Genomic DNA, 26,989 nt, shown 5'->3' with positions numbered 1-26,989 from the left:
CCGATGCTCGCCCGGGAGAAACGGTTACGCGCGATCGGGGCCGCGGGCGCGGCCGTGCTCAGCCACGTCCCCTACCACCAGGCCCGCACCGAGCAGGTGGCCGCCGAGGTGCGGCTCACCGACGTGCGGCGCGACGACGGCGCCCCGGCGGGCGGCCGCAGCGCCGTCTGGCTCTACAACGAGGTCAAGAGCCGCCGCGTCCTGGTCGCGCTCGCCGCCCTGCACGCCTTCGAACTCCACCTGGAAGCGGCCGGTCATCCCACGGGCACGTCTCCCGCGCCTACACCGTCCACGCGCGGGCCGTCCGCGGACGCGTCGCCCACGATTACGTCGCCCACGGTCACATCGTCCACGGACGCGTCGCCCATGGTCACGTCGCCCACGGGGTGGCCGTTCATGATCGGGCCGTCGGCCGGGTCCGTCGAGGAGGCGCGGGCGCTGGTCACCGGCGCGCTCACGGAGATCTGCCGGTTCCAGCGGGCCGAGGGCTTCCTCATGGCCCAGGTGGGACGGGGCATCGGCGACATCTCCACCTCCGAGAAGAAGGCGCGCACCACGGGCGCGGCGCCGCGCCCTCCGGTCTGGCCCGCCACCCCGCTCGGCCGGGTCGCGTCCGCCGCCTGGGCGGGACGCCTCACGGTGTTCGCCGGCGCGCTCGAACCGGTCCTTTCGGCGGCGGCGCGGGCCGTGACCGAGCCGCCGGCCGGCTGGGCCGCCGACAACGCGGCGCTGCTGTCTGACCTGACCTTCCGCGCCTTCCTCGGCGACCCGTACTGCCCGGTCGGGCGGCAGGCCGCGGCGCTGACCGCGTACTGGTTCGAGCGCGGGCTGAAGTTGCTGGCCGGCGGCTGGATCGGCGACCTGCACAGCGCCGAGCTCAGCCTCGCGGCGGTCCGGCGGCGCGGCACCGACCCGCGCGCGGAGGCCTCCGCGCAGGTGGCGGTGCTGCGCTCGCTCCTGGAGGCGGGAACGCTCCACGCGCGGGCCGGCCGTGAGGGGGCCAGGGCGGTCGGGGCGCTGTGCGAGCTGACCGGCTGGGACACCGCCGCCGGACGGCCGGGCGGGACACGGCCCGGCGAGCACACCGACCTGCGCGCGCTGTGCGACGCGGCCACCCGGCACGGCATCGCCCTGCTCCGCTTCGGGGACCTGCGCGGCGCCCGCGCCGCCTACGAGCTGGCCGCGTCGGTCACCGAAGGCGGGCTGGCCGCATTCGACAAGAAGGAGGCCCGGTCGTACGAGCTGCGGGCCCGGCACAACATCGCGGACGTCCTCATCGCCGAGGGCCGCCCGCGTCAGGCCCTGAGCGTCATCGACGAGACCTACACCGACCGCAGGGCCGCCGCCGCGGCATCGGCATCGGCCCCGGTCCCGGCGTCGATTCCGGCGTCGATTCCGGCGTCGGTTCCGGCGCCGCGGGAGGGGGACGCGCACTGGCGCCGGGTGACGCTGAGCGCGGAGGTGCGCGTCCGGGCGCTGAGCCGGGCCGGGCGGGTCGTGGAGGCGGTGGTCGCGGCGGAGGAGATCGTCGCCGACCGGCGCGACCGCCTCGGCGGGGTCGACAACGTCAGCACGGCCGGCGCCCGGGTGTCGCTCGCCGAGGCGCTCCTCGCGGCGGGCCACCCCGCCGAGGCGCGCCACCACGTCGAGGACGCCCGCCAGTACCGCCGGGGCAGGCTCGTCGCCACCGGCTACTGGCCGCAGTACGACAAGGTGTTGCTGGCACGGGTCCACCTCGCCCTCGGCGACCCCGGCGCGGCAGTGGACACGCTGGAGGGCGCGGTGGTCACCGGCGAGTGGTTCGCCGGCGCGGTGTCGTTCCGCCTCTCGCTCGCGGCGCGCCGCGCCCTGGCCCTGGCCCGCGCGGCCCTGGACGGGCCCGAGGAGGCGATGACGGCCCTTCGTGCCCTGTGCGACCTCATCCCCGGCCCCGCCTCCCCTGCCGACCCGCTGGCGCTGGCGTTGCGGCGGGACGTGAGCGAGCTGCTGCTGGCGACCGGCGACGGGGCTTCGGCGATGCGCCTGCTCAGGGAGGTGCGGGGGGCCGAGCACGCCTCGGCCGACGACCCGCCGGGCCAGGCCCGCACGCTGATGCTGGAGGCCCGCGCCGCCGAGCTGCTGGGCGTGCCCGCGCCCGGCGTGCGGGCCGCGCACGGGCTCGACCCTACCCATCTGGTGCTGCTCCAGTACGCCTACGACGAGGCGGCGCGTGCCGGTTCCCGCGACCCCGGGCCCGCGGGCGAGCTCCTGGCGCCGCTGCTGTGCCGCACCTCGCTGGCCCACGGCCGCCCGGCGCTCGGCGACGGTCACCCCCTGCACGCCCGCGCGCGGGCGCTGGCCGACCAGATCGGCCTCCCCCGCCCGCCCGACCCGCACGTCTCCGAATGGGAGCACTACTAGACCGGTCCGTCCTACGCCCTGTCGCCTGGTCTCGGATGAATCCGGCGGCCGGTGTCGAGATCGGGATTCTGGTTCCGACTTGTGCTGTGAGGGGCCGGCCAGAGGTCCCCGCGGGCGCCGCCGAGGCGCCGGTGACAGAGAGGCAGGACAGGTCATGGGTCGAGCGGTTGTGCATTTTGAGATCATCGGGACGGATCCCGCGAGGCTCCGCGGCTACTACGGGGAGCTGTTCGGCTGGGAGTTCCGGGTGGGCGACACGGTCAGCGAGAAGGTCTCGGAACCGGGTTCGTACGGATTCGTGGACGGGAGCACGACCGGCGACGGGGGCGGCATCAACGGCGGTGTCGGCGGCGGCCGCGACCACGAGCCCCAGGTCCTGTTCTACGTGGGCGTCCCCGACGTCGGGGACGCCCTCCGCCAGGCCGAGGACCTCGGAGGAAAGCGCCTGATGGGCCCAGAACCGCGGTCCGGTGCCTTCACGGTCGGGCACTTCACCGACCCCGAGGGCAACACGATCGGCGTCGCCGGCCCGACCGCCTGACCAGCACCCATCGCCTCGCCCACCCGACGGGCTGGTGGGAGACGTGCGCTGCCGGTCGGGCGGTTCGCGGCGGCCTGGGTATGGTGCTCGGAAGGGGGGTCGAGATGAAGTATCTGCTCTTGATCTACAGCAACCCGGTGAGCTGGGAGCATCCGCTGTTCCTGCGCGATCCGCGGTTCCTGGCGATGCCGGAGGAGGAGCGCGCCGAACTGGCCAGGCGCTCCGAGGCGCTGCACCGGGAGATCACCGAATCCGGTGAGCTGATCACCGTCGAGGCACTGGCCGACCCGGTGAACACCCGGAGCGTGCAAGTACACGACGGCGTCCCGGCCACCACCGACGGCCCCTTCGTCGAGTCCAAGGAGCAGATGGCGGGCTACCTCGTGGTCGACTGCGAAACCCCCGAACGAGCGAACGAAATCGCGTCCCGCATCCCCGACGCACACTTCGCCACAGTGGAAGTCCGCCCGATCATGAACCTCCCCAACCAGAAGATATGACACCACCGGGGTTCGTCACCGCCCAGAAAAGTGAAGACCCCCCGGGTTCGTCACTACTCAGAAGAGCGACCACCGAGGGGTTCCTCGCCCAGAAGAGCGAACACCCCCGGGTTCGTCACTGCTCAGAAGGGCGCACACCCCCAGGGGTTCCTCACTGCTCAGAAGAGCGCACACCGTCGGGGTTCGTCTCCTTGGGCCCGCCCAGGCTGATCAGCCGGCCCTCCCTCGTGCGCGGGCCGTCAGTGGAGGGGTGCGGAAGGGGCTCGACTATCCGTGGCCCTCCCCCGCGTAGGCCAGCCCTCCGTCGTGCGCCGGTTGCCGGGAGGCGGCCTCGGCGGTCAGGCGCTGGGCGGGCGGGAAGGCGGCGCAGGCGTCGGACCACCGGGCCAGGAGCGGCCCGGTCAGGGACGCGGGGACCAGCGGCCCGGGGTCGTACCCCGCCAGCAGGGCCAGCGGACCCCGCACGTAGGTCTCGGCGAGGCGCGGCAGGGCGGCGAAGTCGGTCCGCCGCCACGTCCCGGCCTCCCGGAGCGCCGCCGGGACCTCCCCCGCGCCGCGCAGCCACCCGGCGTACCCCGGGATGCGCCCGATGCGCTCGACCAGCCCCGCGCGCAGCCACCGCGCCTCGGCCAGGTCTCCCTCCAGCAAGCACGTCACCGTCGCGAGGATCTCCACCGCCATCGCGTACGACTCGGCCGCCAGCAGCCCCTCGCCGAACTCGATGGGCGCCGTCGTGACCGCCAGGTGGTCGAGGTGGGCGCCCTCGTGGATCCCCCGCCACACACGCTCCTGCGACGGCGCCGCCACACGCGGCACCTCCAGCAGCACGTCCGCCGACAACCCCCTCAGCGGCACCGAATGCACGCCCGCCGGCGGGTCCACGGTTCGGCTCACGAGCGTGTGTACATGCGGGCTCTCGGAGTCCACGACCGGAATCGACGGCACCGCGAGTGGGTGAGCGGGTGGGCGGGACGGGACCGCGAGCGGGTGAGCGGGCGGGTGAACGGATGCGCAGGGCAAAACCGTGGGCGCGTTAGCGGGTGGGCGAGGCCGGACCGCAGGTGGGTGAGCGGGTGGGAGGGGTGGGAGACGCATCCAGGTTCGTCCTGCCAGGCCCGTGCAGCGGTCCAGACGGGCGACCGTGTAGGACCCCCGGGGTGAGGGGCGGTGGCGTTCGCCCCAGTGGAGGTCCTCCTCCGCCGGGGCGGGCGAGCCCTCGCGGGAGGGCTCGCCGGGGCACGCCTCGGCCACCGCGTCGCAGAACGCGCCGAGCGCCCGGCACAGGTCCCATGTCACCGGAGACGGCACCGGCACCCGGCCGGCGGGCCCAGCGTCCGGGTAGCCGGACGGCACGGGACCGGCATGCGGGTAGCCGGGCGGCATCGAGGCGGTGTGCGGGTAGCCGGGCGGTACCGAGCTAGCATGCGGGTAGCCGGGCAGCACGGGACCGGTGTGCGGGTAGTCGGGTGGCACGGGGCCGCACAGTGCACGCAGGGCACGGAGGCGGGCGGCGTGGGGGCCGGCGTAGCGCACCCTCGCCGCCAGTACGACCTCGTCCAGGCCATCGAACGCCTCGGCCGAGCCGAGGTGGACGCAGCCGAGTGCGACCTCGGCCCACCCGCGAACCCGCCACCAAGCGGCCTCGTCCCCCGTCGCGGGGACCACCGAGGCCGCCTCGGCCGCGTCCACCGCCCACCGCCGGCTCACGACTCCCTCCGCACGCCCACGCGGAGCACCACCGGCGTCCCGCACACGTGGAGACACACCGGCGTCCCCCACATGCGGTGGCACACCCGCTCCCCCCACACGCGGAGACACACCCACTCCCCCCACACGCGGAGACACACCGGCTCCCTCCACACGCGGTGGCACACCGGCTCCCTCCACACGCACGCGCGAAGGATCGGCAGCGTCCCCCGCCCGCGTACGCGGAGGCTCATGAGTCCGTCCATAGGCGGACGCGGAGGAGGTGGCGTCGCAGGTCGGTGAAGGTGGAGCGGGCGTGCAGGGTGCGGTGGTTGTCGATGACGATGACGTCGCCGGGCCGCTGCCGGATCCGGACCGCGGGGGCGCGCCGCAGGCTGGATTCCAGGACGGCGGCGGCGCGCGCCTGGGGCGGGCACAGGCGTGCGAGGTTGTCCCGGCGCCAGCGCATCGTGCCGTCCCCGGGCAGGACGGGAACCGGCGCCTGCCGGGCGGCCTCGCCGGGGCCGGAGAACACCTCGGGCGGGGTCCACGACCAGATCGGCCGGGAGAGGCTGTCCAGCACGGGCCGGGCCATCGGCTCGCGGGCGAGCGCGGCGACTGCGTCCCTGGCGGTGAGCAGCAGGGTGTCGCCCCCCTCGGCGGCCGGCCGCACGACGAACAGGCAGACCACGTCCTCGGGGCGGCGGTGGTACTGGGCGTCGGTGTGGAAGCCCGCGTCGCCGGTCCGCACCGAGAAGGTCGCCTCGGCACGGGTGGTGCGCGGGGCGACCGGCCAGATCTGGCAGCCGCCGTCACGGTCGGACGGCCTGCCGAAGCATGCGACGGTCCGTAGGACCGCTGCCGGGTCGGGGCGCCCGTGTGCGAGGAACGCGGCCTTTCTCAGTACCGTCCATCCCTGCCGGCCCAGTTCGTCCTTGGCCCTTTCGACATCGGCTCGCGGCATGGCTGCTCCCTGTGTCCGGGTGGGGCCGTGTGGCGGTCCGGCCCGTCCACCAGCCAACTCCGCGACCCGGTCGCCACCAGGGCGCCCACAGGTCGCCATCCGGAGCCCGACCACCTCCCGTCGACCGATGTTCCGGACCGCTGCCAAGGACGGCGGCCGGACTCCGAGGACCGCCATCCGGACCGCGACCGCCTCCAGTCACCGCCAAGCCGGACCGCCGTCCAGGACGGCCGCCGGACTCTGTGACCGCCGTCCGGAGCGCGACCGCCTCCGGGCCGACCCGCCCCATACGTGGAGACAACACCGACTCCCCCCCCCGCATGTACGCGCGAAAACTCGGCCGCGTCCCCCGCGCCGTCAAGGAAGGCGACCAGAAATCGAGGAGCGGCGTCCGGTGGTGGCCGTTTTTGGGAGGTCGGGGGTCGTGGTGGGGATCGGGAAGGTGGTCTGACCGGGGTAGCGCTGTCCGGGGGGCCGAGGGGGGTGCGACGATGGCCGCATGCCGGAACCCTCGGGACCGCGTCATGCCGAGTTGGTGGCCGAGTTGCGGCTGGTGCGGGAGCGGGGGTTGTTGCGTGTGGGGCAGGCGCCGCTTCCGGCGCTGACCGCCGCGACGCTGGCCGTGGGTCTTCCCGCCGGCGAGGGGCTGCTCCCGTCGTCGATCACGACGCTACTGGAACGGGTGCTCGCCGGGCTCGGCGAGGGGACGCTCGCCGACGCCACCGCCTACACGCTGGGCATCGCGCCCGGCACCCGCGACTGGCCCGCGCAGGACCGCCGCAGGCGCGCGGCCGAGGTGTACGGCGTGAGCGTTGAGCGTTTCCGCAAGCAGCACGAGCGGGTGCTGCTGAACCATGTCGCCGAGAAGGTGCTGCAACTGTGCCAGGAGGCCGGCGGGGTGCCCGCCGTCCGCGACGTCCCCGCCGTGGGCACGGCCCGCCGGGTCGCGGTGCCCACCCGGCGCGGGGAACTGGTGATCACGCTGCACCGGGCGCCCGTGGAGACCCTGCGGGACATCGACATCGTGGTCTCGTCGGAGAACGTCTACCTGGAGATGGCCAAGACCTTCAAGTCGTCGCTGTCGGCGACCCTGCGCAACGTCGCCGCGCGGCGCAACGACCTGGGCGAGGTGGTGGACGACGTCCTGCAGCGGGAGCTGCGCGAGTGGCTGCGCGCCCACGGCCGCGAGGGGATGGCGGTGGCCCCGGGGACGGTCGTGCCCACCTCGCCGGGTGAGCTGGCCCGGCAGGGCGTCCGGCGGGTGTACCACGCGGCGACCGCGATCCCCCGGCCGCACACCGACGGGTACGCGGTGGAGCCGGCGGGGGTCCTGCGGGCGGTGCACGGGGTGTTCGCGCTGGCCCGCGCGGAGCGGGACCTGTACGAGCCGAGGCTGGGTTCGCTGTGCCTGCCGCTGTTCGGGGCAGGGCGCGGCGGCCTGGCGCCGGAGACCAGTTTCGCCTACCTGTGGCCGGCCCTGGAGCTGGAGATGGGCGAGCCGGACGGGTGGGAGGTGCATCTGATCACGCGCGGTGAGCGGGGGGCGACGGCCGCCGTCGCGGCCCTCGGCGGCCTGGGCGCGCCGCCGCCCGATGGGCGACAATCCAGTGGTGGAATATCCGGTTAACGGTATTTTTACCTATTCGTCCGGGCGATTCCCGGTCGCGCTCCGGTCGCTTTCCGGGCACTGTGAAAGGTGACGCCCTGTTCTCCCCCACGTGAACGGCCGCCATCGCGTAACGGGCCGACGAAGGCCGCCACCTGCCCGAGATATATGCTTTGGAGATCAATGTGGCTTTGCCGTTGATATCCCCCCGCATGCGTGAAACGCAGCACTGATGGAGGAGGTCTCACGGGTGTCGGCGCAGGATAGACGGCTCTCGGCGATCGGAGAGGCCGCGGCAGAGGTCCTCCGCCACACCGACTACCACCTCGTCAGGGCCGAGACCGTCGCCGCCGCCGTACGGCTCTCCCGGGAGGGGCAGAGCGGCCGGCGCAGCGCGGTCTGGCTCTACAACGAGGTCAAGAGCCGCAGGGTGCTCGTCGCCCTCGCGCTCCACCACGCCTTCCTCCGATTCGCCGAGCGGAACGGCCCGCCGCCCCGGCCGCGGACCCCGGGAAGCCTCGTGGAGGCGCGTGACCTGCTCACCCAGGCGCTGCTCGTCGTGGCCCGCTTCCACCGGGCCGAGGCGTTCCTCACCCAGCAGGTCCAGCTCGGCATCGGGGACATCGCGACGTCGGAGAAACGCCCGTCCACCCCCCAGGGACCGCCGAGCTGGCCGGACACCGCCATGGGACGGGTCGCCTCGGCGGGCTGGGCGGGCCGCGTGGTCGCCTACGCCGACCACCTCACGCCGGTGATCGCGGCCGCCGCGGGCGCCGTCTGCCTCCCGCCGCCCGGCTGGGCGCGGGCCTGCGCGGAGAAGCTGTCCGACCTGGCGTTCGACGCGCTGACCGACGACCTGGACGGGCCGGTGGACCGCCAGGCGGCGGCCCTGGGCGCACACTGGTACGAACGGCACCTCATCCCGCTGGCCGGCACGTGGATCAACGACCTGGACGTGGCCGAGCGGGCCCGTGACGTGGCGCGGCGCGGCGGCCCTGACGCGCGGGCCGAGGCCGACGCCCAGGCCAACGTGCTGAGGTCCCTCCTCGACACCGGTGTCCTGCTGGAACGGGCGGCCAGGGAGGCGGCGGAGCTGTCGCGCCTGCTCTCCCTGGACGGCGCCCCCTCCTCCGAGGCCGGCCTGCGCTCCCGGTGCGACGTGGAGAGCCGGCGGGGCCTGGCCCTGCTGAGGTACGGCGACCTGGACGCCGCCAGGGCCGGCTTCGAGGCCTCACTGGAGATCGCCGGCGGCGTGCGGGACGCCGAGGTCGCCGCCTCCTACGAGGCCCGCGCGCGGCACAACCTCGGCGAGGTGCTGGTCGAGGCCGGCCGCCCGGTCGAGGGCTCGCGGCTGATCGAACGGGCCCGCTCGGCGCGCGAGGAGGCCGCAGCGGGCGCGAGCGGGGTGCCGCCCGAGTGGCGGCGCTACACCCTGACCGCCCAGGCCGCCGCCCGCGCGGCCTCCCGCGCCGGCCGCGTCGCCGACGGCCTGGTGCGGGCCTCGGCCGTGGCCGCCGACCGGCAGGCCCGCCTGGGCGACCCCGGCGACATCAACGTGGTCGCCGCGCGGGTGTCCCTCGGCGAGGCGCTGCTGGAGGCCGGGCAGCCGATCGAGGCGCGCCACCTGATCCAGGAGGCCGGGCGGCAGCGCGCCGACCTGCTCCAGCCCACCGCGTACTGGCCCAACCACGACACGGTGCTGCTGGCGCGCGCGGAGCTGGCGCTGCGCGACCCGAGCGCCGTCCTTCGGCTGCTGGAGCGGGCACCGGTCCTGGACGACTGGTTCGCCGCGCACGTGTCGTTCCGGCTGTGGGCCGAGGCCAGGACGGCGCACGCCACGGCGATGGCCCTCGGCGACGACACCGGCACGGCGCTCGGCGCGCTGGAGGAGCTGGCCGACCTCCTGGCGGCGGCGCCGGAGGACGGGCTCGTCCTGTCGGTGCGGCGCGCCCTGGCGGAGGTCCAGCTCTGGAACGACGATCCGGCCGCTGCCGCCGCCACCCTGAAGAGGGTCCGCGCCGACGAGACCGACCCGGGCGACCCGCCGGGACGGGCGCGCACGCTGCTGCTGGCGGCCCGCTGCGAGGACGCGCGCGGCGACGCCAAGGCCGCCGAGCGCCACCGCGCCGCGCTGGCCGAGCTGACGGCGCTCGGGCTGGACCCCCTGCACCCGCTGCTCCTGGAGTCGCGCTACGACCAGGCCGCCCGCCGGTTCGAGTCCGGGCGGTTCGACGGGCTGGACGGCCTGCTGGCCCCGCTGCTCGACCGCGAGCCCGTCTCCCACGGCCGCCCGGCGCTCGGCGACGGCCACCCCCTGCTGCTCAAGGCGGTCACGCTTGCCGACCGCAGCGGCGCCGTCGACCTTCCCCGGGCCCCCCGCCAGGTGCTGTGGGAAGACGCCTGACCCGGGCCCTTTACATTGTAGATCCGCTGGTCACCGCCCGCGCGCGGGACCCGCGGGCACGTCGCCGCGCAGCGTGATGCGGTGCATCACCCGGTGGGTGGAGCCGTAGTCGCGGTTGGCGTAGTGGGCGGTGCTGCGGTTGTCCCACATCGCGACGTCGCCGGCCCGCCACCGGTGGCGGATGATGTGCTCGGGCTTGGTCAGGTGCGCGTACAGCAGGTCCAGGATGGCGCGGCTCTCGGCGTCGGAGACCCCGACGATGTGCGAGGTGAAGCCCGGGTTGACGAAGATGCCCTTGCGGCCGGTCTCGGGGTGGACGCGGATCACCGGATGCTCCACCGGGTCGAGCCGGGTGACGGTCTCGCCCTCCCACACGTTGCCCTTCCCGCCCCGGCGCTGGGCCAGGTAGTAGCCGAACTCACGGGTGCCGTCGTGCATGGCGGTCAGCCGGTCCACCAGGTCGCGCACCGGCTCCGACAGGGAGTCATAGGCGAGCTGGCTGTCGGCCCAGTTCGTGTCGCCGCCCGACGCCGGCAGGTTCACCGCCCGCAGGATCGAGCCCATGGGCGGGCGCGGCATGAACGTGACGTCGGTGTGCCACACGTCGGCGAACCCGTTGTCGGCGCTGTCGATCGCGTAGATCTCCGGGTGCGCCTCGTCCACGCCCCCGACGACGGGGTGGGACACGGTGAGCTCGCCGAGCCGCCGCCCGAGCGCCACCTGGCCGTCGTCGTCCAGGCCCTGGCCGCGGAAGAACAGCACCTTGCGGTCCACGAGCGCGGCCCGGACGGCGGCCAGCTCGGCGTCGGTCGCGGTCGCCAGGTCCAGGCCGACGACCTCGGCCCCGAAGGCCGGGCCCAGCGGGTCGAGGGTCAGCCCGGCGATGGCCTGGTCGGATGTGTACGTCATTTCAGTCCTCCGGTCGCGATGGTGTCGGTCGGGTCGGGTCTGGACGAAGTGGCGGGCCGATGACGGCGGGACGCTACGGCGGTGGCGCGGGGTCGTGGCTCTCGGCGGGTGGACGAAACGGCGGTGCGTGGTCAGGCGGCGGAGCGGACGGCGTGGCCGATCTCGGCGCGCAGGGCGGCGTACTCGGGCAGGCCGCGCAGCTCGTCGGGTTCGAGCCCGGTCCTCGGGAGGCCGACCTCGACGTCCAGGGCGATCCGCCCCGGCCGCGCGGTCAGCACGACGACGCGGCTGCCGAGGAACACCGCCTCGTCGACGCTGTGGGTGACGAACACCGACGTGCGGCCGGTCTCGGCGCTCACCTTCCGCAGGTCCTCCTGCAGCCGCTCGCGGGTGAGGGCGTCCAGGGCGGCGAACGGCTCGTCGAGCAGCAGCAGCGGGTCGCCGGCCGCGAGCGCCCTGGCGATGGCGACGCGCTGCTGCTGGCCGCCGGACAGCTGCCAGATCCTCCGGTCGGCGACGTCGTGGAGGCCGACGCGCCCGAGCAGTTCCCGGACCCTGTCCAGGCGTTCGCGGCGGGGCACCCCGGCGTACCGCAGGGCCAGCTCGACGTTGCCGCCCGCGGTCTTCCAGGGGAACAGCCGAGGCTGCTGGAACACGACCCCGGCCCCCCGGCCCGGCACCGGCTCCACCCCGCCGATGCGCACGGTCCCCGAGGTGGGCGGCTCGAACCCGGCGACGAGGCGGAGCAGGGTGCTCTTGCCGCAGCCCGATGCCCCGACCAGCACGAGGAACGCGCCCTCGGGCACCGTCAGGGACAGCGGGCCGAGCGCGGCCACCGCCCCGGCGCCCCGCCCGTAGACGTGCTCGACGTCGCGCACCTCCACGGCGGCGGCGCCGTCCGGGGAGAGGACGTGGTCCGGAGAGGGGAGGCGGTCCGGGGAGCGGGTGTCAGGAGAGGGCATCGGGGAGTCCCTTGTTGTAGATGGCCTTCTCGACGGCCGGCAGGCCGGGGACCGAATCGATCTTCTGCTGGGCCTTGAGGAACTCGGCCGCGCTGACCAGGTTGCGCGCCAGGCCGCCGACCTTGCCGGGCGTACCCAGCCATTCCTCGCTCGAAAGGTCGGACGGCGACAGGAACACGCCCTGCGCGAGCTGGTTCTTGGCGTCGGCCGGGCTGATGTTGAGCTCGGCGCCCACGGCCGCCGCGGCCGCGTCCCGGTCGTCGGCGATCAGCGTGAGCGCCTTGGCCTCGGCCCGGCGCCAGGCGTCGACCGCGTCGGGGTGGGCGGTGACGAAGGCGGTGGAGACCACGCCGAGGTCCAGCGTGGGCTTGCCGGCGGTGGCGAGCTGTCGGCTGGACAGCAGGACCTTGCCGTTCTTCTTGAGGGTGTCGAGCGCGGGGAGCCACACGTACGCCGCGTCGATGTCGCCGCGCGTCCAGGCGGCCAGGATGTCCTGCGGTTCCAGGTCGATGACGTTGAGGGCCGATTCGGGGACCTTGGCCCGGTCCAGCGCCGCCAGCAGGCTGTAGTGGGCGGTGGAGGCGAAGGGGGTGGCCACCTTCTTGCCGCGCAGGTCCCCGACCGAGGAGACGCCCGTGCCGTCCCTGGCGACCAGCGCCTCGTTGTCGCCGGCCACGTCCAGGACGAACGCCACCTGGTAGGGGATGTTCAGCGGCGCCGACAGCCCGCGCGCGACCGGGCTGGAGCCGATGGCGGCGATGTCGACGCTCCCGGCGACGAACGCGGTGTTGATGCTCGCCCCGGAGTCGAACTTGGTCCAGGTGACGCGGTAGCCGGGCAGCGCCGCCTCCAGCCAGCCCTTGTTCTTGACGACGAGGTCGCCGCTGGGGAACGCCTGGTAGGCGACGCGGATCGTCTTGGCCGCCGCGCCGCCGGAGGCCGGGCCCGAGGCGGTGCCGTTCCCGCACGCGGTGAGGGCGAGCGCCGCCGTGGCCGCGACGAGGAGGGATAGCAGGCGTCTTGGGCCTGGTCGGAGCATGTGGGGGTTCCTTGGTCTCTCGTTCGGGCGGGGGTCACGTTCGGGCGGGGGTCGCGTCCGGGCGGGTCGCGTCTCGTACGGGGTCGCGTTCCGGAAGAGGTCGGGTCGCGTTCGGAGGGGGGTCGCGTTCAGGCGCGTCCGCGCCAGGGGATGAGCCGGTTCTCGGCGGCGCGCAGGAGCGCGTCGATGAGGAGCCCGGAGAAGCCGATGGCGAAGAGCCCGAGCACGACGACGTCGGTCTGCAGGTAGCGCTGGGCGTCGCGGACCATGCCCCCGATGCCCGGGACGCCGTTGATGGTCTCCGCCGCGACGACGGAGGAGTAGGCGATGCCCACCGCCAGCCGCACGCCGGTGAAGATCTCCGGCAGGGCGCTGGGCAGCACGACGTCCCTGGTGACGCTCCACCGCGTCGCCCCGAGCGCCCGCGCGGCCTCCACCAGCCCGGTGGGGGCCGCGTACACGGCCGAGGCGGTGGCGACGGCCACGGGCGGGAGCGCGGCGATGGTGAGCAGCCACAGCTTCGGCGTCTCGTCGATGCCGAACCAGATGATCAGCAGGCTGAAGTACGCCAGGGGCGGCAGCGCGCGGACGAAGGTGACCAGCGGTTCCACCACCAGGCGGATCCACGGGACGGTGCCCATGACCACGCCGAGCGCGAGCCCGGCCACGACGCCGAGCGCCGAGCCGATGAGGATGCGCCGCAGGCTGGTCCCGAGGTGCTCCACCAGCAGGTGGCCGCTGTAGCCCCGGATGCCGTCGTGGACGGTCGAGGTCAGCACGAGCTGGTCCCAGACGGCCCGGGGCGAGGGGATGAAGGACGGGTTGCGCGTGGCGCTCGCCGCGAGCTGCCACAGGGCGAGCAGGACCGCGATGGACAGCAGGCGCACGCCGGCCCGGCGGTTCCGCCGCGTGGCCGGGCGCGGCGCCGTCAGGGTGGGATTCACCCCTATTTCCTACCGTAAATACAGGAATTAGACAACCCCAATGATTACGGGGAAGCACGTTCCGAGAGCGTGTCGCGCAGGCCGCGCACCGCGCAGGCGACCCGGTCCAGCGACTCCTCGCCATCGGCCCCGGGCCTGGCCCGCAGCGGGCGTCCCTCGCGGACGCCGGCGGCGATGTCGTCCAGCGACTCCACGACCGACCGCACCGCCGCGTCCGTCGGCGGCGGGGCGCCGTGGTCGGCGCGCGCGACCGTGGCGGCGGTCGCGTCGGCCACCCGCTCCAGCGCGGTCATCGCGGGCAGCCACGTCGTGACGCGCCCGCTGATGACGGCGGGCTCGGTAACCGCCCGCTGGAACACCAGGCGCAGGTCCGCCAGGGCGTCGAACGCCTTGCGGCGGGCCAGCGCACGCCCCGGGTCGTCCCGGTCGAACCCGTACCGCAGGTACCGGGCCGTCGCCGACACCGCGTCGGCGAACCCCGGCCCCACCGGCGCCTGCCAGCTCCCCGGCCACGGCAGGTAGCCGAGCAGCAGCACGATCGCGCAGCCGATCAGGCTGTCCACCAGCCGGACCTCCGCGAGCCTCGGCCCCGCCCCGGTCAGCAGGTCGACCAGCAGCACCACCAGCGGCACCTGGAACGTCGACATCAGCCCCCAGTTGCGCTGCTGCCCATACGGCAGGAGCGCGGCGAAGACCGCGATCGGGACCAGGATCGCCGGCCCGTACGGCACCACGAGCAGCACCAGGGTGCCGATCACCGCGCCGGCGACGGTACCGAGCCCGCGCTGGACCGCCCGCGCGAAGACCGACCCGAAGTCGGGCTTGAGCACCAGGGCGACGGTCAGCATCACCCAGTAGGAGCGCTCGATCCAGTGCAGCTCGCTGAACGCCGCCGCCGCGGCCATGCACAGGGTCAGCCGCAGGGTGTAGACACGGGCGAGGTGCCCGTACCGCACCCCCTCCCAGGTCGTCCTGAGCCGGTCGGCGTACCCGACCCGCTCGTAGGGGAGCTGCTCCTCGGCGACCTCCCCGCCGGACACCAGCTCGGCGGCGCCCTCCACCGCCGAGCACAGCGCGCGCAGGGCGGGCGAGCCGCCGGGGAACGACGGCGGGGGCCCGGGCCGCCCGCCGCCGGCCAGCGCGTCCGCCAGCGACCGGACGGCCGCCGCGACCTCGGGAGGCGGTTCACGGTCCTCCAGGGTGAGCGAGCTCAGCGCGCCGCGGATCTGCGAGGCCTGGTTGAGCAGGGCGATCAGCCGGGTGCGCTCGGCGTCGGGACCCGCCGCCGCCGACCGCGCGCCGAACACCGTGTCGTAGGCGGCCTTGAGCGCGGTGTCGAACGCGCCGAGCGCGCGCGGGCGCTCAGCGGGGTCCACCCCGAACAGCCCGCCGAGCGCCCGGTAGGCCTGGGCGGCGGCGGCCTCCTCCGCGGCGCGGGGCCGTAGCGGCCAGCCGGCCAGGACCAGCAAAAGCGCCCACAGGGCGCCCGACAGGTACGCCAGGGCGCCGGCGCCCGCCGACTGCGGGTACGGCACGCCGATGCCGAGCACCGTCATGACCATGAACTGGAGCCCGCTCAGCGAGCCCGAGGCCCCGCCCGTGCTGACCAGCGCCGACACCACCGAGACGGCGGCCAGGACCAGGACCGTCCACCAGCCGAGCCCCCGGGCCGCGTGGCCGGCCATGTACCCGCACGCCCCGCCGGCCCCGGCCGAGACCACGCGGAAGGTCCGCGCCCGGTACGACGACACCCCCCGGTCCGACAGCGAGGCCGCCATGGCCCCCATCGCGGGCAGCAGGCCGAGGGTGATGTGCCCGAACGCCCAGCCGGCGACCAGCGGGGTGGTGACGGCGAGGAAGACCCGCGACATCGCCCCCCACTGGGGGCGCGCCCTCGCCGGGCGGACCGTCTCCCGCAGCCATCCGGGGGCCGCGCCGGCCAGCCGGTCGGCGGGGCGCCGGAACAGGCCGGTCACGGGCTCCCGCCGCGCTCAGCGCACCAGCTTGTCCAGGCGGATCGGCAGGTCGCGGATCCGCACCCCGGTGGCGTGGTGGACGGCGTTGGCGACCGCGGCGGCGGTGCCGACGGTGCCGATCTCCCCGATGCCCTTGGAGCCCATGGGGTTGAGATGCGGGTCCTCCTCCTCCAGCCAGAACGCCTCGATGTCGCGCACGTCTGCGTGGGCCGCCACGTGGTACTGGGCGAAGTCGTGGTTGAGGTAGTCGCCGAACTCGCGGTCCATGACGCTCTCCTCCATCAGGGCCATGGACAGTCCCATGGTCATGCCCCCGACGAACTGCGAGCGGGCGGTCTTGGGGTTGATGATCCGGCCGGCGGCGAACACCCCGAGCAGCCGGTGCACCCGGGTCTCCCCGGTGTCGGCGTCCACCCCCACCTCGGCGAACTGGGCGCCGAAGGCGTGCCGGGCGAACTCGGCCTGCCCGCGCACCTCCTGCGAGGTGTCGGCGGCCGCCTCCACTCCCCCGGGCGGCACGTCGCCGCCGCGGCGCCCCAGCTCCGCGACCAGCGCCTCGCAGGCACGGACGACGGCCGTGCCCCACGAACCGGTGCCCATCGAACCGCCCGCCAGGACGGCCCAGGGCAGCGCGCTGTCGCCGACCTCCACGTGGACCAGGCCGGCCGGGGCGTCGAGCGCGTCGGCGGCTATCTGGGTCAGCACCGTCCTGGCGCCGGTGCCGATGTCGGCGGCGGCGATGCTCACGGTGAACCTGCCGTCGGGCTCGGCGCGGACGCGGGCCGACGACGGCGCACGGTAGGTCGGGTAGGTGGACGCCGCCACCCCGGTCCCGAGGAGCGTCCTGCCCACGCGGCGCGCCCCCGGCTCGGGGTCGCGGCCGGCCCAGCCGAAGCGGCGGGCGCCCTCACGCAGGCAGGCGACCAGGTTGCGCGAGCTGAACGGCAGGCCGGTGTCGGGGTCCTTGGCGGGCTCGTTGCGCACCCGCAGCTCCACCGGGTCGACACCGCACGCGATGGCCAGCTCGTCCATGGCCGACTCCAGCGCGAACATCCCCGGCGCCTCGCCGGGCGCGCGCATCCACGTCGGGGTCGGGACGTTGAGCCGGACCAGCCGGTGGGTGGTGCGCCGGTGCGGCGCCGCGTACATCATGCGCGTGACGATGGCGGTCGGCTCGGCGAACTCCACCAGGATGGAGGTCTGCTCGAAGGCGTCGTGCGTCACGGCGATCAGCCGCCCGTCGGTCTCCGCGCCGAGCCTGACCCGCTGCACGGTCGGGGTGCGGTAGCCGGTGATCGCGAACATCTGCTGACGCGTCACGGCGAGCTTGACCGGCCGGCCCACCTGCTTGGCGGCGAGCGCGGCCAGCACCACGTGGGGGTGGACCTCGATCTTGGACCCGAAACCGCCCCCGATGTAGGGGGCGATCACCCGCACCTGGGCCGGCGGCATGCCGAACAGCGGCGCGATCACCGAGCGGAGCGCGGAGGCGCCCTGGGTGGAGTCGAACAGCGTCAGGCCGTCGCCGTCCCACAGGGCGACCGTGGCGTGCGGCTCCATCGGGTTGTTGTGCTCGGCCGGGGTGCTGTAGGTGTGGTCCACCACGACGGGCGCCGTGGTGAGGGCGGCGTCGGGGTCGCCGCGCTGCGTGTCGCTCTGGAAGTTCGGGTTGACGTGGTCGGGGCGGTACATGCGGGGGTGGTCGGGGCGCATGTCGACGTCGTGGTCCTCGGCCGCGTACTCGACGCGCAGCATCCCGGCGGCCTCCCGGGCGTCCTCGGGGGTCTCGGCCACGACGACCGCGATGTACTGCCCCCGGTAGGCGACCCGCCGCGACTGCAGGACGGCCAGCTCGTCGTCGTCGGAGGGCGCGAGCCGGGGGGCGTTGCCGTGCCAGATGGCCGCGATCACCCCCGGCTGTTTGAGCACCGCGTCGACGCCCACGTGCACGATCTCGCCCTTGGCCACGGTGGCCTGCACGGGGAAGGCGTAGACCAGCTCGCGCGGGCTGTTCTCGTAGGCGTACCTGGCCCGGCCGGTGACCTTCTCCAGGGCGTCCACCCGGTCGAGCGCCCCGCCGACGGATCTGATTCCGGTGGTGGTCATCGCACCTCCACGAGGTCGGCGAGTACACGGATCATGACGTTGCGGACGAGCGGCACCTTGAACCGGTTGAGCGGCAGCGGCCGTGCCCGGGCCAGCTCGGCGTCCGCGGCCAGGCCGAACCGTTCCTCGGTCGCGGGGGCGCCGCGCAGCGCGGCCTCCGCCGCCTCGGCCCGCCAGGGCACGTGGGCGACGGCGCCGAGGGCGATGCGGCAGTCGCGCACCACCCCGCCGGAGACCTCCAGGGCCGCCGCCACCGACACCACGGCGAAGGAGAACGACGCCCGGTCGCGCACCTTGCGGTACCGGGAGCGCGCGGCGAACGGCAGCGGCGGCACCTCCACCGCCGTCACCAGGTCGCCGGGCCCGAGCACGGTGTCGCGGTCGGGCCGGTCGCCGGGCAGCCGGTGCAGTCCGGGCATCGGCACGCTCCTCGGGCCGTCCGCGCCCTCGACGTGGACGACGGCGTCCAGCGCCGCCAGCGCCACGGCCATGTCGGAGGGGTGGGTGGCCACGCAGCTCTCGGAGTGGCCGAAGATCGCCAGGTTGCGGTGGTCGCCGGCCCGCGCGGGGCACCCCGAGCCGGGGTCGCGCTTGTTGCAGGGCTTGGTGACGTCCTGGAAGTAGGAGCAGCGGGTGCGCTGGAGCAGGTTGCCGCCGACCGTCGCCATGTTGCGGATCTGACCCGAGGCCCCCGACAGGACCGCCTCGGCGAGCATCGGGTAGCGGCTACGCACCAGCGGGTGGGCGGCGAGGTCGCCGTTGCGGACCTCGGCGCCGATGAGCAGGCCGCCGCCGGGGGTCTCCTCGACCCCGCCGGCGATGCGGGTGACGTCGACCAGCGTCCCCGGCGCGACGACGCCGAGACGCATGAGGTCGACCAGGTTGGTGCCGCCGCCCAGGTACATGGCGTCGGTGCCCTCGCCGGCCGCCGCCACGGCGGACCGGGCGGTGGAGACCCGCTCGTAGGCGAACGGCCTCACCGGGCCACCTGGCCGATCGCCGCGACGATGCCGGGATAAGCGCCGCAGCGGCACAGGTTCCCGCTCATCCGCTCGCGGATCTCCTCGTCGGCCAGCTTCGACAGGTCCACCTCACCGTCGAGGCCCGGGGTGACCGCGCTCGGCCACCCGTCGGCGACCTCGGCCAGCATGCCGACCGCCGAGCAGAGCTGCCCTGGGGTGCAGTAGCCGCACTGGAGCGCGTCGTTCTCGATGAACGCCGCCTGCAGCGGGTGCGGGACGCCGTCGGCCGAGAGCCCTTCGACGGTGGTGATGTCCCGGTCGTCCACGGTGACCGTGAGCGTCAGGCAGGACTTCACTCGCCGGCCGCCGACCAGGACCGTGCACGCGCCGCACTGCCCGTGGTCGCACCCCTTCTTGGTGCCGGTGAGGTCCATGCGCTCACGCAGGGTGTCCAGCAGCGTCTCCCGGGTGTCCACGGTGATCGGATGTCTTCGCCCGTTGACCGACAGCCGGAGATCGACGGTGACCGGACCCGGGGCGGCGCCGTCCCCGTTCGTGTTCGCTTCGCCCTTCACCCGCGCTTCCCTACCCCCGCCCGTCCCCGGGTTATCCCACGAGATGGTCATGCCTGTGGCAGGGGTGCGCCCGGCACGCGGCGGCCGTGCCGGGACCCGGGCGCCATCGGGTTGGCACGCGGGCCGCGTCTGATGTCAAATATGTCTGGCCGGGGCAAAAGCACGGCCGCCCCGCTGATCGAGGAGGTCGTCCGGTGGGCACGGAGCGCCAGGACCGTGACGATCACGCCGACCGGGAGCGCCAGGACGCCGTGGGCGCCCGCATGCGCCGGTTCCGCAAGGAGCGGGGGCTCACCCTGCGCGGCCTGTCCACCCGGTCCGGGCTGTCCATCGGGTTCCTGTCCCAGGTGGAGCGCGGCATCTCCTCCATCGGCCTGACCGCGCTGAACGGGGTCGCGGCGGCGCTCGACCGAGGCGTGGCCGAGTTCTTCGACGACGAGGGGACCTCCGACGACCACCCGCCCTCGGTCGCCCGGCTGCCGTCGCATTTCACGCTCACCCGGGCCGAGACGGCGGCCACCGAATACGTGTCGGGCCGGCAGACCTACCGCATGCTGTCGGCGCGGGGGGCGGGCCTGCTGCTCGAACCGCTGCTGGTGCACATCGCCCCCGGCGGGCGGCGCGAGGACGCCTACGGGCACGCCGGCGAGGAGTTCGCCTTCGTGCTGGAGGGCGAGTTGCTCTACGGGGTCGACGGCGTCGAGCACCGGCTGTACCCGGGGGACAGCGTCCACCTGCGGTCCACGGTGCCGCACACCATGTACAACGACACCGACCGGGTCACCACAGTGGTGTCGGTCGTGACGCCCCGGCTGTTCTGACCCCGGCCCCCGGGTTCCGAATCCGGCGGTCCTGGACCGGGTGCCGGGACGCCGTTCTGTTAGGTGGGACCGAACATCATGAACAGCGGGTCACATCACCGTGCGGGCCGACCACAGCTCGGGGAACACGTCCCGGCTCAGGCTGCGCTGGAGCCAGCTCAGGCCGCTGGACCCGCCTGAGCCGGTCTTGGCGCCCATCGACCGGCGCACCGCCATGAGATGCCGGTACCGCCAGTCGGAGAACCGCTCGGACACGTCGGTGAGCGTCTCGGCCAGCGCCCACAGCTCGTCCCCCGGGCCGTAGCGGGCGTAAATCTCGACCCAGGCCGCCTCCACCAGCGGGCTCGGCGCGTACTCGGCCGCCGGATCGGGCCTCTCGGGCATCGCGAACCCCCGGCGGGCCAGCAGCGCGAGCACGCTGTCGTACAGGCTGGGCCGGCCGAGGGCCTCGATCAGCTCCTGGTAGACCACCGGGCTGCGCCGGTGCGGCCGGGTGAGCGGCTCGGACTTGTTGCCCAGCAGGAACTCCAGGTGCCGGTACATGGCGGACTGGAATCCCGACGCCTCGCCGAGCGCGTCGCGGAAGGAGTTGAACTGCGCGGGCGTGAGCCAGCTCAGCGCCCCCCAGGACGCGTTCAGCCCCTCGAAGTACCGCACGCTGCGGGCCAGCACCGCGGTCGCCGCGGTCACCTCGCCGTCGTCGAGCATCCGCTGCGCCAGCCGCCACTCCGAGCGGATCAGCCCGAAGTAGAGCTCCATGATCTGGGTGGTCACCAGGAACGCGCGTTCCTCGGGCACGTCGGTGACCGTCCGCTGCAGCCCGTGCAGCACCTCGGCGGCCACATAGGAGTCGTAGGGGGTGCCGGTCGCGAACTCCAGGGTGGGCGGTGAGCCGTGCCCCTCCGCCGCCCTGGTGGCGCGCTGCCGCGCCCCCGCCGTCCGCACCCGGGCTCCGCCGGCCCGGCGCCTGCTCGTCATGTCGTCTCCTCAGTTCACCTCCATGTTCACTTAGATAGAATTCCAGTGAAATGACGAAACGCAGGTGGATCGACCGTTTCGCTTTCAGAACGGAAGGCGTGGGGCGGTTTCGGTTCGGGGATGACGGAGCGTGACCGTGGACGCGATGGACTGGGCCCTGCTGGCCGAACTGCAGGCCGACGCGAGGCTGTCGTTCAGCGAGCTGTCGCGGCGGGTGCACCTGTCGGCGCCGGCCGTCGCCGAGCGGGTGCGGCGGCTGGAGGAGACCGGGGTGATCACCGGCTACCACGCGCGCGTCGACCTCGCCCGGGCCGGCCGCAGGGTCAGCGCGCTCATCCGCATGTCCTGCTACGGGGTGCGCTGCGTGCTGCGGGACGAGCGGGCGCTGGCCTGGCCGGAGATCATCGAGGTGCACCGCGTCACCGGCGACACCTGCTGCCTGCTGCGCGTGGCCGCGAACTCGATGACCGCGTTCGAGGAGCTGATCGACCGCCTGGCCCCCTACGGGCAGCCGTCCAGCATGATGATGCTCTCCAGCCCCCTGTCCTGGCGCGCCCTCACCCCCATCGACGACTGACGCCCCCGCTCAGGGGATGTCCGCGGCGGGGCGCAGGCAGGCGGCCAGGTGGTCGGCGGTGGCCTTCCAGATGGGGGTGGCCGGGTCGATGACGTCGAAGTGGTCGCCGGGCAGCTCCAGGTAGACGGCCTCCTCCCCCGCCGCCCGCGCGTACCGGCGGCCCGCGTCGAGCAGGTCCAGGTCGTCCGAGGCGCCCTGGACGACGAGCTGGGGCACGCCGAGCGGGAGCCGCGCCAGCGGGCTCGCTGCGGCGTACACCTCGGGGATCCCGTCGGCGCCGCCGCCGAGGGCGTCCGCGACGGCGCCGTTCCCGACCCGCCGCCGGTCCCCCTCCACCAGGTCCACGACCCCGGCCAGCGACACCGCGAGCGCGATCCGCACGCCCGGGTGTCCCCCGCGCGGGTCCCCGGCGGCCCGCGTGCCGCCCGCGTCCTTGCCGTGCATGTCCTTGCCGTGCATGTCCTTGCCGTGCATGTCCTTGCCGTGCGTGTCCGCCGCCGCCCGCAGGGCGAGCTGGCCGCCCGCGGAGTGGCCGATGACCGCGATCCGGTTAAGGTCCAGCGGGACGCCGAGCCCGCCCAGCGCCTCGATCGCGGACGCCACGTCCTCGGTGGTCGCGGCCCAGCCGTGCGGGTCCGGGCGGCGGTACTCGATGTTCCAGGCGGCGTACCCGCGATCGGCGAGGTCGATCGCGAGCGCGTCCATCAGGTCGGCCTCCCAGATCGACCGCCAGTACCCCCCGTGGACCAGGACCGCGACCGGCACCGCCGCACCGGCCGCTGGCGGCGCTCCGGCGGTGGGGGACGCGCCGGCCTCCGGCGGCGAGGCGGCGGCCGGGGAGGGCAGCCGCAGGTCGCCCCACTGGTCGGCGTGCCCGCCGTAGGCGATCCGGCGCGCGGGGCGGCGCAGCCGGTGGACCGCGTGGCGGATCGCCCACACCAGCCCGAGCACCCCACGCCCCTGCATCCGGGCGGCGCCGCTCGCCACCGGGACCGGGCCGACCCTGGCCAGGTCGAGCCACACCGTGCGCGGCGCGTGCCCGGAGGGGGCCTCCATGAGCCGCCGCACGTCCGGATCGGGCCCGGGCAGCGCCACGACCGCCTCGTCGTCCCCGGCTCCGGCGAGCGCGCCCGCGAAGGCATCGGGCCCGGCGGCGGCCACCACCCGGCCGGTCACGCCGAGCGCCGCGCACTCGGCGGCGGCCACGCTCTCCAGCAGTCCCCCGTCGGCCACCAGTCCCGGCCCCGTCACGACCAGCACGCGCGCGCCGGCCTCCCGCCCGTCCACCATGGCTTCCCCTGTTCTCCGAGTCCGTGTCCTGATCGGAAGATCTACCACTCAACGTTTCAGCAGGGGCAGGACGGCGGTACCCAGCAGTTCGACGCCCCGGTCGTCGCCGAGGCCGTGCGGGGTGCCGAACTCGACCCGCCGTACGCCCGCGTCGATCAGCGCCTGCGCCTGCGCGGCCACCTGCTCGGGGGTGCCGGAGAAGGCGAACAGGTCGAGCAGGTCGCCGGGGATCAGCGCCCCGGCCGCACGGTCGTCGCCGGCGTCCACCAGCTTCCTGACCCGGGCGAGCAGGTCGGCGGGGACGCCCGCGGTCGGGTCGAGCTCCGCGACGACCGCGAGGTACATGGCGACCTCGGTGCGCGCCCTGGCCCGCGCGGCGGCGCCGTCGGTGTCCACGACCGTGACGGCGCCGAGCACGATGCCGATGTCGGCGAGGTCGCGCCCGGTCTCCTCGGCGCCGGCGCGGACCCGTTCGCGGATCACCGGGACCATGGCGGGGTTGGCGCTGCCGCCCACCTTGATCTCGTCGGCGATCCGCCCGGCCAGCGCCGCGCCCGTGGGACCCCAGGTGCCGAGGAGCAGGGGCGGGTGCGGCCGGTGGACCTCGTACCGGAGCCGGGTGCCGGGTTCGAGGCGGAACACCTGCCCGTGGTACCCGCCGGCGTCGCCGCCGAGCAGCCGGTAGACGACCTCGGCCGCCTCGGCGAGCGCCGTCGCCGGGCGGGGCTGGGCGATGCCGACCGCGCCGAGCCAGGTCCCCCGGGCCAGGCCGAGGTAGGCGCGTCCGCCCGAGGCCAGGTCCAGCGCCGCGACCTGGCCGGCGATCTCGTACGGCGCGAGCGAGAAGGGGTTGAGGCAGGCCGCGCCGAGCCGCACCCGCCGGGTGGCGGCGGCCATCTCCAGCAGCGGGAACAGCGGCGGCTGGTACATCAGGTCGCCGAACACGCTGATCACGTCGAATCCGTGCCGCTCGGCCCGCCGGGCGAGCCTGGCGTAGTCGCCGGCCCGCTTGTCCCCCTGCAGCCCCAGCCCGATCTCGGCGACGGTCAACGAAGTCTCCTCAGGTGAGGTCGGCGGAGTCCATCCGGCGGCGGCGGGTGCGTTCGACCCGCATCACCAGCCGTTCCTCCGGGTCGGGGCAGGCGAAGTGCGCGTCCCTGGCGAGCCAGTCGCCCGGGGCGAGGTCGCGCTGCTTGGCGGCGAGGAACGGCAGGACGGCGGCCAGCGCGTACACGCAGAAGTGCCGGCCGTCGGGCAGCCGCAGGTGGGCGCTGTTCACCAGGTCGAAGTGGTCGCCGACGGCCATGCCGCAGACCGACCTGCCCTCGATGCGGTCGACCACCACCCGCAGGTCGTACAGCTCCATGTCGCCGCCCGCCCCGCCCCCGGGACCCGGCTCCGTGCGTTCCCCCTGGTCCGCTGGCTCCTGGTGTCCTCCCGGGGTGGGGGCCGTCATCGCGGGGCTCCTGGCGGGTCGTCGCGGACGATCTCGCCGCCCTTCATCACCCAGCGGACCGAACGGAACGCCGAGGCGCTCGCCAGGGGGTCGGCGTCCATGGCGATCAGGTCGGCGTACCGGCCGGGTTCGACGGTGCCGATGTCGGCGTCGGCGCCGAGCCAGCGGGCCGGGCCCAGCGTCCCGGCGCGCAGCGCGGCCGCCGGTCCGAGACCGGCCTCGGACATGTGCTCCAGCTCGCGCACGGTGGCGTTGGTGCCCTCGAACGGCCAGAACGGCGGCATGTCGCTGCCCAGCAGGACGGTGACCCCGGCGGCCAGCGCCATGGCGTATCCGGCCAGGTGCCGGGGGCCGGCGGCGAGGGAGCGGGCCCGCATCCACTCGGGCACCCCGAGCTCGTCGAAGAACGACGCGCACCGCGTGACCAGCAGCGTGGGCACCAGGGCGGTGCCGCGCGCGGCCATCGCCGCGGCGACCTCGGGGGTCAGCTCGTAGCCGTGCTCGACGCAGTCGAGGCCCAGCTCCACGGCCTGGGCGATCGCCGGGGCGGGCCCGGCGTGCGCGGTGACCTTGCGGCCCCAGGCGTGCGCGGTGTCCAGCACGGCGGCCATCTCGTCGGGGAACAGCTGCGGGGTGTCCATGCGCTCGTGCTCGCCGGCGATGCCGCCGGAGATCATGACCTTGATCAGGTCGGCGCCGGCCTTGATCTGGCTCCGCGCGCCGCGCCGGAACCCGTCGGGGCCGTCGCACTCCAGCGTGTCGGTGCCTTCGTGGCCGTGCCCGCCGGTGCTGACCAGGGCGCGCCCGGCGGTGAAGATCCGCGGCCCGGCGGCGCGGCCCGCCTCGATCGCGCGGCGCAGGGCGAAGTCGGCGTGGTCCTTCTCGGCCACGCACCTGACCGTGGTGACCCCGCAGGCCAGGGTGCGGCGGGCGCCGTCGGCCATGTACAGCGCGAGGTCGTGCGGCCCCATGTCCTTGACGCCGTCGCCGCCCCGGCCGGGCAGCGACAGCGACAGGTGGGTGTGCATGTTGACCAGGCCGGGGGTGAGATAGGCGCCGCCGAGGTCGACGCGCCGCAGGTCACCGGCCCGGCGCAGCACCTGCTCCCGGGGGCCGACGGCGGCCACGCGCTCGCCCTGGACGAGCACCGCCGCGTCGGGGACCGGGCCGGTGCCCTCGCAGGCCCGCCCGTCGACCACCGTGCAGTTGACGATGACCATGTCCCCCATAGGCCGGCCTCGATCCAGGAGAAACCAGAATGTTCATGAACAAGAACCCGGCTTGTTCACCGGTAATATAGCCCCACCCAGGCGTGACCGGAACCGCCCGGCCGCCGGCCGTCCGGATGTTCACCAGATTTCACGACATGGGCGTCCTGGACGACCGCCCGGCCCGCCCGGAGGCCGGATCGGCGGGTCTCCGGGCGGGGCGGGAGGGTCAGCCGCAGCCCTCGAACTGGGGGACGTTCTGGCTCAGGGCCAGGCCGGACTTGGCGAACCACTTGTCCAGCAGGCGCTTGGCCGTGCCGTCCTGGTACATCTCGGTGATCGCCTTGTTGACGGCCTCACATCCGTCGATGTCGCCGGTGCGGATGCCGACCCCGTACCGCTCGTCGCTGAACGGGGCGTTGACGATCTTGGTCCCGGAGGTGGCGAACCCCGCGAGGATCAGGTCGTCGGTGGAGACGGCGTCCACCTTGCTGTCCTGCAGGTCGCGGACGCACTCGCTGTAGGAGGCGGACGGCACCAGCACGACGGGGATCTTGCGCTCCTCCTTCACCCGGCGCCAGGAGTTGGACCCGGTCACCTGGCAGAGCTTGCGCCCCCGCAGGTCGCGCACGTTGTTCACCCCGCCCTCGCCGGAACGCACCAGGGTGTCCTGGTGCGCCACGTAGTACGGCCCGCCGAAGGAGACCTTCGTCTTGCGCTCGGCGGTGATCGAGTACGTGGCCACGACGAGGTCGACCGAACCCGCCATGATCATCTTCTCGCGCTGGGAGGACGGCGCGGCGACGAACCTGACGGGCTTGCCCAGCTTGCGGCCGACGTAGGAGGCGACGTCGACGTCGAACCCGGTGAAGCCGCCGTCCGCCGCCTTCACCCCCAGGCCGGGCTGGTCCGGCTTCACCCCGATGACCAGGGAGTCCTTGTCGATGATGGAGGTGCCGGCGCCGCAGGACGCGGCCAGCGGGAGCAGCGCCGCCATGGCCAGCGCCACGGCGGCGGCCCCGCGGAGACGGCCTTCCCCGCGCCCCGGGCGGAGCTTGCGAATGAGCGTGACCATCAAGACGTTC

23 protein-coding genes are annotated in these 26,989 nt (G+C 74.5%); 7 read left to right on the top strand and 16 right to left on the bottom strand.

The features are described from left to right. Positions 1-3: 3 nt before the first annotated feature. The 3 genes from NYZ98_RS23575 to NYZ98_RS23565 all read left to right on the top strand — a co-directional run bounded on the left by NYZ98_RS23575 (position 4) and on the right by NYZ98_RS23565 (position 3,441). The gene (locus tag NYZ98_RS23575; protein WP_262845095.1) at positions 4-2,400 is read left to right on the top strand and encodes a hypothetical protein; all 2,397 of its coding nucleotides are present in this window, start codon (positions 4-6) and stop codon (positions 2,398-2,400) included. A 154-nt stretch (positions 2,401-2,554) separates the two neighbouring features. Beyond that, complete coding sequence (locus tag NYZ98_RS23570) at positions 2,555-2,941, top strand: VOC family protein (protein ID WP_262845094.1); 387 nt, start codon at positions 2,555-2,557, stop codon at positions 2,939-2,941. A 104-nt stretch (positions 2,942-3,045) separates the two neighbouring features. Further along, the gene (locus NYZ98_RS23565; protein WP_262845093.1) at positions 3,046-3,441 is read left to right on the top strand and encodes a YciI family protein; all 396 of its coding nucleotides are present in this window, start codon (positions 3,046-3,048) and stop codon (positions 3,439-3,441) included. Positions 3,442-3,708: 267 nt separating this feature from the next. Here NYZ98_RS23565 and NYZ98_RS23560 read toward each other — a convergent pair whose 3' ends face one another. Continuing rightward, positions 3,709-5,148 (bottom strand): hypothetical protein, encoded by a 1,440-nt coding sequence (locus NYZ98_RS23560; protein WP_262845092.1) that lies wholly within the window; start codon positions 5,146-5,148, stop codon positions 3,709-3,711. Between the two features lie 229 nt (positions 5,149-5,377). Beyond that, positions 5,378-6,091 (bottom strand): TauD/TfdA family dioxygenase, encoded by a 714-nt coding sequence (locus tag NYZ98_RS23555; protein WP_262845091.1) that lies wholly within the window; start codon positions 6,089-6,091, stop codon positions 5,378-5,380. A gap of 499 nt (positions 6,092-6,590) precedes the next feature. Between NYZ98_RS23555 and NYZ98_RS23550 the strand changes: the two genes are divergently transcribed. Further along, positions 6,591-7,718: a hypothetical protein gene (locus tag NYZ98_RS23550; RefSeq protein ID WP_262845090.1), complete on the top strand. Its 1,128-nt coding sequence runs from the start codon at positions 6,591-6,593 to the stop codon at positions 7,716-7,718. Between the two features lie 229 nt (positions 7,719-7,947). Further along, positions 7,948-10,101: a hypothetical protein gene (locus NYZ98_RS23545; protein ID WP_262845089.1), complete on the top strand. Its 2,154-nt coding sequence runs from the start codon at positions 7,948-7,950 to the stop codon at positions 10,099-10,101. Positions 10,102-10,131: 30 nt separating this feature from the next. On the opposite strand, the gene NYZ98_RS23540 is transcribed toward NYZ98_RS23545, so the two are convergent. The 8 genes from NYZ98_RS23540 to NYZ98_RS23505 form a co-directional block, all read right to left on the bottom strand. Next, positions 10,132-11,010: a TauD/TfdA dioxygenase family protein gene (locus tag NYZ98_RS23540; RefSeq protein WP_262845088.1), complete on the bottom strand. Its 879-nt coding sequence runs from the start codon at positions 11,008-11,010 to the stop codon at positions 10,132-10,134. Positions 11,011-11,141: 131 nt separating this feature from the next. Continuing rightward, entirely contained in the window at positions 11,142-11,972 is an 831-nt protein-coding gene (locus tag NYZ98_RS23535; protein ID WP_262845087.1) for an ABC transporter ATP-binding protein, read from the bottom strand. Then, positions 11,959-13,011 carry a taurine ABC transporter substrate-binding protein gene (locus NYZ98_RS23530; protein WP_262845086.1) on the bottom strand — a complete coding sequence of 351 codons (1,053 nt, stop codon included), beginning with the start codon at positions 13,009-13,011 and terminating at the stop codon, positions 11,959-11,961. Before NYZ98_RS23530 ends, NYZ98_RS23535 begins: the two co-directional genes overlap by 14 nt. A gap of 128 nt (positions 13,012-13,139) precedes the next feature. Then, on the bottom strand, positions 13,140-13,955 hold the full coding sequence (locus tag NYZ98_RS23525) for an ABC transporter permease (RefSeq protein ID WP_262845085.1): 816 nt from the start codon (positions 13,953-13,955) through the stop codon (positions 13,140-13,142). A gap of 44 nt (positions 13,956-13,999) precedes the next feature. Then, complete coding sequence (locus tag NYZ98_RS23520; RefSeq protein WP_262845083.1) at positions 14,000-15,931, bottom strand: FUSC family protein; 1,932 nt, start codon at positions 15,929-15,931, stop codon at positions 14,000-14,002. 15 nt (positions 15,932-15,946) lie between these two features. Further along, positions 15,947-18,037: a xanthine dehydrogenase family protein molybdopterin-binding subunit gene (locus tag NYZ98_RS23515; RefSeq protein WP_262845082.1), complete on the bottom strand. Its 2,091-nt coding sequence runs from the start codon at positions 18,035-18,037 to the stop codon at positions 15,947-15,949. Continuing rightward, positions 18,034-19,017: an FAD binding domain-containing protein gene (locus tag NYZ98_RS23510; protein ID WP_262845081.1), complete on the bottom strand. Its 984-nt coding sequence runs from the start codon at positions 19,015-19,017 to the stop codon at positions 18,034-18,036. Before NYZ98_RS23510 ends, NYZ98_RS23515 begins: the two co-directional genes overlap by 4 nt. After that, entirely contained in the window at positions 19,014-19,574 is a 561-nt protein-coding gene (locus tag NYZ98_RS23505; RefSeq protein WP_262845079.1) for a (2Fe-2S)-binding protein, read from the bottom strand. Before NYZ98_RS23505 ends, NYZ98_RS23510 begins: the two co-directional genes overlap by 4 nt. Positions 19,575-19,768: 194 nt before the next feature. Here NYZ98_RS23505 and NYZ98_RS23500 point away from each other — a divergent pair, with 194 nt between their 5' ends. Further along, positions 19,769-20,395: a helix-turn-helix domain-containing protein gene (locus tag NYZ98_RS23500; RefSeq protein WP_262845078.1), complete on the top strand. Its 627-nt coding sequence runs from the start codon at positions 19,769-19,771 to the stop codon at positions 20,393-20,395. Positions 20,396-20,485: 90 nt separating this feature from the next. Here the strand turns inward: NYZ98_RS23500 and NYZ98_RS23495 are convergent, their stop codons facing one another. Next, the gene (locus NYZ98_RS23495) at positions 20,486-21,373 is read right to left on the bottom strand and encodes a tryptophan 2,3-dioxygenase (protein ID WP_262845076.1); all 888 of its coding nucleotides are present in this window, start codon (positions 21,371-21,373) and stop codon (positions 20,486-20,488) included. A gap of 145 nt (positions 21,374-21,518) precedes the next feature. On the opposite strand from NYZ98_RS23495, the gene NYZ98_RS23490 reads away from it, so the two are divergent. After that, positions 21,519-21,950 (top strand): Lrp/AsnC family transcriptional regulator, encoded by a 432-nt coding sequence (locus NYZ98_RS23490; protein ID WP_262845132.1) that lies wholly within the window; start codon positions 21,519-21,521, stop codon positions 21,948-21,950. A 9-nt stretch (positions 21,951-21,959) separates the two neighbouring features. Here the strand turns inward: NYZ98_RS23490 and NYZ98_RS23485 are convergent, their stop codons facing one another. The 5 genes from NYZ98_RS23485 to NYZ98_RS23465 all read right to left on the bottom strand — a co-directional run bounded on the left by NYZ98_RS23485 (position 21,960) and on the right by NYZ98_RS23465 (position 26,979). Continuing rightward, positions 21,960-23,240 carry an alpha/beta hydrolase gene (locus NYZ98_RS23485; RefSeq protein WP_262845074.1) on the bottom strand — a complete coding sequence of 427 codons (1,281 nt, stop codon included), beginning with the start codon at positions 23,238-23,240 and terminating at the stop codon, positions 21,960-21,962. A 48-nt stretch (positions 23,241-23,288) separates the two neighbouring features. Next, positions 23,289-24,290, bottom strand: a complete 1,002-nt coding sequence (locus tag NYZ98_RS23480) for an LLM class flavin-dependent oxidoreductase (RefSeq protein ID WP_262845072.1) — start codon at positions 24,288-24,290, stop codon at positions 23,289-23,291. 10 nt (positions 24,291-24,300) lie between these two features. Next, positions 24,301-24,696 (bottom strand): TIGR04076 family protein, encoded by a 396-nt coding sequence (locus NYZ98_RS23475; protein WP_262845071.1) that lies wholly within the window; start codon positions 24,694-24,696, stop codon positions 24,301-24,303. Then, complete coding sequence (locus NYZ98_RS23470) at positions 24,693-25,925, bottom strand: amidohydrolase family protein (protein WP_262845069.1); 1,233 nt, start codon at positions 25,923-25,925, stop codon at positions 24,693-24,695. Before NYZ98_RS23470 ends, NYZ98_RS23475 begins: the two co-directional genes overlap by 4 nt. 208 nt (positions 25,926-26,133) lie before the next feature. Next, complete coding sequence (locus tag NYZ98_RS23465; RefSeq protein WP_262845067.1) at positions 26,134-26,979, bottom strand: glutamate ABC transporter substrate-binding protein; 846 nt, start codon at positions 26,977-26,979, stop codon at positions 26,134-26,136. Between the last annotated feature and the right edge of the window lie 10 nt (positions 26,980-26,989).

This window comes from Sphaerisporangium corydalis (genome assembly GCF_025506355.1).
Lineage (GTDB): Bacteria > Actinomycetota > Actinomycetes > Streptosporangiales > Streptosporangiaceae > Sphaerisporangium > Sphaerisporangium corydalis.
Note: the sequence above shows the minus strand (reverse complement) of the source record. Positions and strands in the feature narration are given on the sequence as shown.

Bases quoted from the DNA above. Each gene is read 5' to 3' on its own strand.
- NYZ98_RS23575 (WP_262845095.1), top strand. From the start codon at position 4: ATGCTCGCCCGGGAGAAACGGTTACGCGCGATCGGGGCCGCGGGCGCG.
- NYZ98_RS23570 (WP_262845094.1), top strand. From the start codon at position 2,555: ATGGGTCGAGCGGTTGTGCATTTTGAGATCATCGGGACGGATCCCGCG.
- NYZ98_RS23565 (WP_262845093.1), top strand. From the start codon at position 3,046: ATGAAGTATCTGCTCTTGATCTACAGCAACCCGGTGAGCTGGGAGCAT.
- NYZ98_RS23555 (WP_262845091.1), bottom strand. From the start codon at position 6,091: ATGCCGCGAGCCGATGTCGAAAGGGCCAAGGACGAACTGGGCCGGCAG.
- NYZ98_RS23550 (WP_262845090.1), top strand. From the start codon at position 6,591: ATGCCGGAACCCTCGGGACCGCGTCATGCCGAGTTGGTGGCCGAGTTG.
- NYZ98_RS23540 (WP_262845088.1), bottom strand. From the start codon at position 11,010: ATGACGTACACATCCGACCAGGCCATCGCCGGGCTGACCCTCGACCCG.
- NYZ98_RS23535 (WP_262845087.1), bottom strand. From the start codon at position 11,972: ATGCCCTCTCCTGACACCCGCTCCCCGGACCGCCTCCCCTCTCCGGAC.
- NYZ98_RS23530 (WP_262845086.1), bottom strand. From the start codon at position 13,011: ATGCTCCGACCAGGCCCAAGACGCCTGCTATCCCTCCTCGTCGCGGCC.
- NYZ98_RS23515 (WP_262845082.1), bottom strand. From the start codon at position 18,037: ATGACCACCACCGGAATCAGATCCGTCGGCGGGGCGCTCGACCGGGTG.
- NYZ98_RS23495 (WP_262845076.1), bottom strand. From the start codon at position 21,373: ATGACGAGCAGGCGCCGGGCCGGCGGAGCCCGGGTGCGGACGGCGGGG.
- NYZ98_RS23490 (WP_262845132.1), top strand. From the start codon at position 21,519: ATGGACTGGGCCCTGCTGGCCGAACTGCAGGCCGACGCGAGGCTGTCG.
- NYZ98_RS23485 (WP_262845074.1), bottom strand. From the start codon at position 23,240: ATGGTGGACGGGCGGGAGGCCGGCGCGCGCGTGCTGGTCGTGACGGGG.
- NYZ98_RS23475 (WP_262845071.1), bottom strand. From the start codon at position 24,696: ATGACGGCCCCCACCCCGGGAGGACACCAGGAGCCAGCGGACCAGGGG.
- NYZ98_RS23470 (WP_262845069.1), bottom strand. From the start codon at position 25,925: ATGGGGGACATGGTCATCGTCAACTGCACGGTGGTCGACGGGCGGGCC.
- NYZ98_RS23465 (WP_262845067.1), bottom strand. From the start codon at position 26,979: ATGGTCACGCTCATTCGCAAGCTCCGCCCGGGGCGCGGGGAAGGCCGT.